This window comes from Actinomadura logoneensis, assembly GCF_003428695.1.
Taxonomy (GTDB): domain Bacteria; phylum Actinomycetota; class Actinomycetes; order Streptosporangiales; family Streptosporangiaceae; genus Spirillospora; species Spirillospora logoneensis.
In genome coordinates this window covers 1-3838 of record NZ_QURH01000757.1, presented here as the reverse complement: position 1 = coordinate 3838, position 3838 = coordinate 1, and the positions used below count along the sequence as shown (strand labels likewise).

Sequence of the window (3838 nt, the reverse complement as noted above, 5' to 3'; positions counted from 1 at the left end):
GCCGGTTCGGCCGCACCCAGGGGCCGGGCGGCACCGCCCGGCCACGGAGCCCCGCCCGGCCACGGAGCCCCGCCCGGCCATGCGGCACCGTCCGGCCATGCGGGACCCGGCCATGCGGGACCCGGCTACGCGTCGCGGCCTGGGCACTGGGCCGCGGACGATCCGAACGGCACTCGTGCGGACGACCCCTACCGTCCGTCCGCGTCGCCCCCGCCGCCCGTGCACTCGACGCCCGCGCACTCGGCGCTCGGCGGTGACCCGAACGCGACCCGGTTCGATCCGTCCGTTCTGGGCGGAGACCCCAACGCGACCCGGTTCGACGCGTCCGTGCCGGCCGCCGCCCGGTTCGAGGCGGCGGGGGCGGACGAGACGCGCCTCGACCGCTCGCCCGCCGAGACGGTCGCCGACGACCTGGCGGCCGAGGCGGGCGACGAGGCGGTGCGCAAGGCGTCCTTCCAGGCGGCGCTGGACGACACGCTCGTCTGGGCCCGGCAGCGCTGGAAGATGCTGACCGCGTCGGCGGTGGCGGTGTTCGCCCTGGTGATCGGCGGCATCACGCTGTACGAGTCGTTCACCGACCAGACGTTCGGCGGGGTCAAGGGCGCGGGCGGGACGATCGGCAACGTGATCCGGGGCCAGAACGAGGGGACGCCCCACACGCCGGCGCACCGGCCGTCCCAGCACCCGACCGACGAGCCGACCGCGCCGGGGACGACCGGACCGGGCGACAAGGTGACCGACCAGCCGACCGGCGAGCCCACCGGCGGCCCGACCGGGCAGCCGAGCGAGTCGCCGAGCCCGGACCGCTCGCCCACCCAGCGCCCGACGCAGACGCCGACGCAGGAGCCGTCCTCCGCGCCGACCGGCGGTGGCGGCCAGTCCGCGCCGCCCGCCACCGGCAAGCCGGGCGTCCAGGCTCCGGCGCCGGAGGGCAACCAGTAGGCGCCGCGAGCACGCACGGGTGGTCAGAACGAGAGAAGAACGGGCCGGGCCTCCTGCGGGAGGCCCGGCCCGTCTCATGGCGGCGGGAGGGTCAGTCGCCGAAGACCTGGCGGGTGTAGGGGTTGGCGAACCGGCGGTCCGGGTCGACGCCGTCGCGGACCGCCTGGAAGTCCTTGAAGCGCGGGTAGACGGTCTCCAGGTAGGCGGCGTCGCGGGTGTGCATCTTGCCCCAGTGCGGGCGCCCGCCCATCTCGGTCAGGACGTCCTCGACGCCCCGGAAGTAGGAGTCGTGCTCGTCGCGGTGGTAGACGTGCACGGCGATGAACGCGCTGCGGCGGCCGTAGGCCATCGACAGCCAGGCGTCCTCGGCGGGCAGCATCCGGACCTCGATCGGGAAGCTGATCTTCCAGTCCCTGCGGTCGAACAGGCTCCGCACCTCGCGCAGCGCGTCCACCAGGTGCTCGCGCGGGATCGCGTACTCCTGCTCCTTGAACCGGACGGTCCGGGGGCTGGTGAACACCTTGTAGGACGTGTCGGTGAAGGTGCGCGCGCCGAGCGCCCGCGCCGACACCTGGTTGACCGACGGGGTGAGCGCCGGGGCCGCGTGGGTGACCCGGTTGATCACCTCGAACAGCGAGTTGGACATGAACTCGTCGTCCAGCCAGCCCTTGAACCGCGACAGCGGCCGGGGCGGCCCGTCGACGCGGTTGTTGCGCTTGGTGAGGCAGCCCTCGGTGTGCGGGAACCAGTAGAACTCGAAGTGCTCGTTCGCGGCGTCGAACTCGTCCACGCGGGAGAGGACCTCGTCCCACTTCATCGGCTGCTCCTGCGCCTGCAGCAGGAACGCCGGGACGGTCTTCCAGGTGATGGCGGTCACGATGCCGATGGCGCCGACGCCCGCGCGGGCGGCGTCGAACAGGTCGGGCCGCTCGTCGCGCGAGCAGGTGACCACCGAGCCGTCGGCGAGGACGAGCTCCAGCGCGTGCACCTGGGAGGCGAGGCCGGCGGCGTCGCGTCCGGTGCCGTGCGTGGCGGTCTGCAGGGCCCCCGCGACGGTCTGCTCCTGGATGTCGCCCATGTTGGCGAGGGCCAGGCCGTGCTCGGCCAGCGTCCGGTTGAGCGCGTGCAGGGGCAGGCCGGCCTCGACCGTGACCAGTCCGGTGGAGGTGTCCACCGAGCGGACCTCGGTCAGCCCGGTCGGGCGGAGCAGGACGCCCTCGGCGACGGCGGCTCCGGTGAAGGAGTGGCCGGTGCCGGGCATCCGGACGGTCTGGCCGTCGGCCGCCGCGGCGCGCACGGCGGCGGAGACCTCGTCGGTGCTGGTGGGGGTGGTGACGCGGCGGGGGGTGGCGGTCTGGTTTCCCGCCCAGTTGCGCCACGTCCGGGTGCTCACGGGGGACATGGCCGAACTCTACTGGGGGATCGTTCGTGAGGAAAGTTCACGTTTACTTACGGCCCGGTAGGCGGCCAGGGTGACCAGCGCCGCCACCACCGCCGAGGCCAGCGGCACGCCGAAGGACGCCTCGGCCCCGTAGGCGTCCGCGACCCGTCCGGCCAGGGACGCGCCGGCCGCCGCGCCGATGCTGATCGTCGTCGACACCAGCGCCAGGCCCTCGGTGAGCTGGCCGTCCGGGACCAGCTCCTCCACCAGCCCGAACCCGGGGATGATCGTCGGCGAGATCGCCAGCCCGGCCACGAAGACGACCGGCAGCATCGGCCAGAAGTCGCCGACCAGCAGTGTCGGCGCCAGCAGCACGGCCAGCAGGACGCTGCCGACGAGGAACCTCCGGTCCACCGGAGCCCGCCAGTTCCGGGCGCCGTACCAGAACGCCGAGGTGGCGCTGCCCCCGGCGTAGCAGGCGAGCAGGACCCCGGCGAGCGGCTTGTGCCCCTGCTCCGCCGCGAACGCGACGCCGCTGACGTCGATCGCGCCGAACACGGCCCCGGTGAGCAGGAAGATCAGCGAGAGGATCCGCACCGCCGGGTTCGCGAACACCCCCGCCTTCCCGGAGGCGCCGGGCGCGCGCGGACGCGGCGGCGGCTCCGTCCGGCGCAGCCGCGCGAACGCCAGCCCGCCGACCAGCGTGCAGGACACCGCGACCGCGATCCCCGCCGCCGGATGCACGCCGGTCGCCAGCGAGGTGACCAGGATCGGCCCGGCGACGAAGATCAGCTCGTCCATCACCGACTCGAACGAGTACGCCGTGCCCATCGGGATCGAGGTGTCGCGCAGCGCGTGGGACCACCGGGAGCGCACCCAGGCTCCCAGGGAGACCTGGGTGCACCCGGCGAGCGCGCTCGCGGGGTACAGCGTCCACAACGGAGCCTCGAACACGGCGAGACCGATCAACAGGGCGAAGGCGGCCGTGTTGACCGAGACCAGCGGGACGAGCACCCGCCGCTGCCCGAGCCGGTCGGCGTACCGGGCGCTGACCGGCGCCCCGAGCGCGTAGGCGACCGAGAGGGTCGCGGAGACGGAACCGGCGATGCCGTACGATCCGGTCACCGCGGAGACGAGGAGGACGATCCCGATGCTCACCATGGACATCGCCATGCGCCCCACGAACCCCGCGGTGACGAACGCCTTGGCCCCGGGTACGGCCAGGAGTGCCCGGTAGGGACTGGACAACGTGCTCCTCTGAACCCTCAACCGAATAACTTGATCACGTTACCTGGGCCGTACAACGGTTCTGTCCAGGTAAGCGCCTGTTCGCGACGCCCGTTGGGAATGGTTGTGGTTCCACCTACACCTGAGCCGGACTCCGCCGCCGGACCGTCCTCCGAAGGGGCCCCGGCGACGGCCCACGCACCGGCCTCGAAGGCCGTCTCCCGGCCGGGTTCGGGGCCGGACGCGGGGCCGTCCGCGCCGCCGGGCGCCCGGACCGGGCCGCCGAGG

General features: G+C 73.8%; 2 protein-coding genes and 1 pseudogene. 1 reads left to right on the top strand and 2 read right to left on the bottom strand.

Annotated elements, in window-relative coordinates; translation table 11 throughout:
• A pseudogene (locus DZF91_RS26830) lies at positions 1-942 on the top strand (hypothetical protein); the annotation flags it as partial.
• A 91-nt stretch (positions 943-1033) separates the two neighbouring features.
• Here DZF91_RS26830 and DZF91_RS26825 read toward each other — a convergent pair.
• Positions 1034-2344, bottom strand: a complete 1311-nt coding sequence (locus tag DZF91_RS26825) for a D-arabinono-1,4-lactone oxidase (protein ID WP_117359951.1) — start codon at positions 2342-2344, stop codon at positions 1034-1036.
• A gap of 9 nt (positions 2345-2353) precedes the next feature.
• Positions 2354-3571, bottom strand: a complete 1218-nt coding sequence (locus tag DZF91_RS26820) for an MFS transporter (RefSeq protein ID WP_117359950.1) — start codon at positions 3569-3571, stop codon at positions 2354-2356.
• Positions 3572-3838: the final 267 nt, after the last annotated feature.

What these genes read in the sequence shown, in the direction of transcription:
- DZF91_RS26825 (WP_117359951.1), bottom strand. Translation starts at nt 2,344, where the DNA reads ATGTCCCCCGTGAGCACCCGGACGTGGCGCAACTGGGCGGGAAACCAG.